1 protein-coding gene is annotated in these 3,550 nt (G+C 70.6%); it reads right to left on the bottom strand.

Going from position 1 to position 3,550, the window contains the following annotated elements; genetic code table 11:
* A partial coding sequence (locus tag FUT87_RS02745) for a patatin-like phospholipase family protein (protein WP_255511628.1) occupies window positions 1-3,535 on the bottom strand: 3,535 nt, incomplete at its 3' end.
* Window positions 3,536-3,550 lie beyond the last annotated feature (15 nt).

Raw genomic sequence — 3,550 nt, 5'->3', positions numbered from 1 at the left:
ACCCGACCGACGAGACGCCAGTGACCGTGACGACGCTCACCAGCGTGCCGGCGGCCACCATCTGCGCGTTGTCGCTGAGACTGCCGAGCAACTTGCTCAGCGCCGATTCCCCCGCCTGGGCCGGTTTTCCGCCTTCTCCTTCCGGGCGCGGTGGCGCGGGCGGCGCCACGGCGACCGATTCGATGGCCCGCGACAATCCCCCGAAGCCCGGAAGCGGCGATCCAGCGGTGGCGGGTGCGGCTGATCCGGGGGGCGGACCGTACGCCGCCAGCACGGTGTGCAAGCCCAGCATGCGATAGCTCTCGAACTGGGACTCGTCGAAGAACTGGTCCGAGGTCGGTTGCTGCGGAAAGCGCTGGTTGCCGCGCCGGCTCTCCTCGGCATAGCGACGGACATCGAGCGGCAACCATGGACCGCGCGGATCGTCGTGCACCAGCGCGGGCTTGATCAGCAGCAGCGTGCCGTCCGGCGCGGCCGCATCGGCCTGGCCATATCGGATCCGCGCCCGCGCCACCGCCGCGCCGGACCGTTGCCGCTCCAGCGGCCCCGGCATGTTGGTGGTGAACTCGATGCCGATGCCCAGGTCGATGCGGATGCGGCGGACCGTCGAGAGCAGGTCGTCGTATTGGTAGTCGGGGTCCGCGCCGGCATCCACGACGACGATGTGACGGACCCGGCGCCGCACCATCTCGTACAGGCCGGTGTTGTCGAAATGCCCGCCGTCCGACAGGTTGACGAAGGCCGTCTCCGCGGAAGTGTTACCCCAGGCCTCATCGATCATCGTCGACAGGCCCAGCGCCGGTTCCGAACGTTCCTGGGGCCACTTCGGGGAACTCGCGCGCATCGGGTTGGGGGACCAGATGCCCAGCCGGACATTGAACAGCGTCATCACGAGCGCGAGCGGCACCGAGCTGTGATAGCCCATGTTCGGCGACGCCGCCGCGCCCGAGACGGTCATCGCGCATCCCAGGCTGATGCCGTCGATGTGAGGCGTCTGGAGGTAGTGCTTGGACGGGATGTAGCCGGTGGTCCTGCTGCCCGAGTAGAGCGGGGAGATGGTGAAGGCGACGGCTTTGCGGTCCTGCCACTCCAGGCGACTGCCCGTCGGCTTCACGAGGTTCAGGGCCACGTTGACGATGTGCATCAGCCGCGGGCGGGCGTCCCGCTCGGCATGCTTCTCGGGCCAGGTTTCGTGGATGGGCAGGTTGTCCTGCGGATCGAAACCGGTGAACCAGTGAGGCCGGCGATCCTCGTCGCGACGGCTGGCCGCCAGGTAGGCCCGCACGAGCCGGTTGCCGTAGAGGCTGTGAAGCGAGAACGCGTTGACGCCGATGCGGTAGGACGTGCCGAGCGCCAGGAGGGCGGCCACGAGCAGCGCCCCGACGAGCGGCAGCGGGTCGACCGTCGTCAGGAGGGAGGCGGTGTAGAAGTGGGCGGCTTCGTCCGTCCAGGGGGCGCAGCGCTTGCCGGCGTGGCCGCAGTCGAGCGGCCGGCAGCTTGAGCCCAGGCTGAAACGTGTCTCGGGATCCTGCGCCTTGAGCTTCGCGCAGACCATGCGCGAGAAGGCGGGCGCCTGCACATCGACGCCGAGCCGCGCCTCTTGCGCCTTCAGGTAGGGCTCATGCAGTCGCATCATGGCCGTGATCGCGTACGACAGGCCGGTCAGGAACAGCACGATGAAGACGATGGAGAGCAGGTCGGCGATGCGCATGCCGGTCTTGTCGGCGAACGACTCGGCCTTCTGGCGCCAGGCGGGCCCTTGTTTGCTGATGAACCCGATGGTCGCGAGCAACAGCCCGAGCACCCCCGTCCCGGCGCCGAAGGCCGCCGCCTGTCCGCCCTGCAGCTTGAACAGCGCGAGCATCTGGCTGGGCAGGTAGAACACGAGTCCGACGCCGAGGATCCAGCAGGCGGACGGCAACATCCAGCGCGCCGCGGCACGTGCCCACCACTCGCGTTCATCCTCCAGGCCGACGGGGCGCCGCCATCCGGCATAGACGGTGACGCCCACCCAGAACAGGGTCATCAACAGCGGCACGCCCCAGAGCGCCAGCAGACGCAGGTCGTGCGGGGGCAGGCCGATCTCGACGGGTTGCCACGGCAGCGCTTCGGGCGGCGGGGAGAAGGTGATCAGCCAGCGGATGACCCAATACAGCGCCGCGCCGGTGCCGCCGCCTGCGACGGTGACGGCGATGAAGGCCCAGCCATCCGCCGGACGCGTCCCCGGCTCCCGCGCCCGCGCCTTGCGCAGCACGAGTCCGCCCAGCAGTGACGCGGCGCCTTGAGTGAAGGCGCCCAGCACGAAGCCGAGCAGCGTGACCTGCCATTCGGGGTCGGGCGTGACGGCGGCGAGCGCCTGGCGCGCCCACCCCGGCAGCCAGATCGACCAGACGGGCCTGCCCGCGGGGTCGCGGACCTCCCAGCCGATCAGGCAGGTCAGCAGCAACGCGGCGGCGAACAGCGGCAGCACCATCTGCCAGGTGTCGTCCGGCCTGTCCGGGGGCGGCCCCTTGAGCCGCTCCTCCGTGCGCGCGGCCGCTGCGCCGGAGGAGGCCGGCGGCGCGCCGGCCTGCAGGTGCTGGACCGGCGATCGCGGCTTGCGCTTGGGCGGTGGCGCCGGCAGGTCCGACGCCATGTAGGCGATGGTCCAGACGATCAGCAGCCAGGCGGCCCACATCATGGCCTGACGCCAGCCGTCGCCCGGCAGCCCCGCCTGAAGCCAGGCGAGGTAGAGGCGCGGCAACAGCAGCACGCCCAACAGCGCGGGGATCCACACCATCCAGTTGAGCGTCAGGTTGCGCGCGTAGATCGCCAGCAGCGTGAGGAAGTCGGCGGACACGCCCCGCATCGGACTCAGGTAGCTGCTGAAGGCGCGCAGGCGCCGCACCGGTTGGGGCTCTTCCGACTGGGCGTCGCCGACCCGGCCCAGGGTGTCGAGCACCGCCGCCCGCGCATCGCTGAGCGCCGGCCCCTCGGTCTGGATCGGCGCCCGGGAGCCCATGCCGGCATTCATGTAGTCGGCCAGGCTCATGCCGGCGGCGTCGGCCTGGCGCAGCAGGGCCTCGTTGCGGATCCAGGCCGACAGCAGGCTGGTGATGTACCCGCCGCCGGAAACGGAGGACAGGTAGTGGAAGTCCCGCATGACGCCTTTGGCGGCGAGCCCCTGGATCACGCCCAGGCTGAAGGTCGCGCTGCGGATGCCGCCGCCCGACAGGCAGAGCGCCGCCGGAGCCTCATCCTCGCCCAGGCGATGGATCCAGGCGCGGAGCCACTTCAGGCGGGCATCGATCAGCGCCTCGCGCCACCGCTCGTAAGTCGCCCAGTCCGAGCTGACAGGGACTCGGGGATGGTCCTGCTTCCATCGTTGCCGCTGCGCTTCGTCGTCCCAGGGGGGCGGGACCTCGATCCGGCGGATCAGGGCCTGCAGACGCGGTCGCAGCGGGGGCAGCAGCGCCATGGCCTCGGCGATCAGGACCTCGTCGTCGCGCCGCGGCCATGGCTGTGCCAGCGTCTGGCGTTCGGACCCGTCTGGCACCGGGGGCGGTGCTTC

The organism is Mitsuaria sp. TWR114 (genome assembly GCF_007997345.1).
Note: the sequence above shows the minus strand (reverse complement) of the source record. Positions and strands in the feature narration are given on the sequence as shown.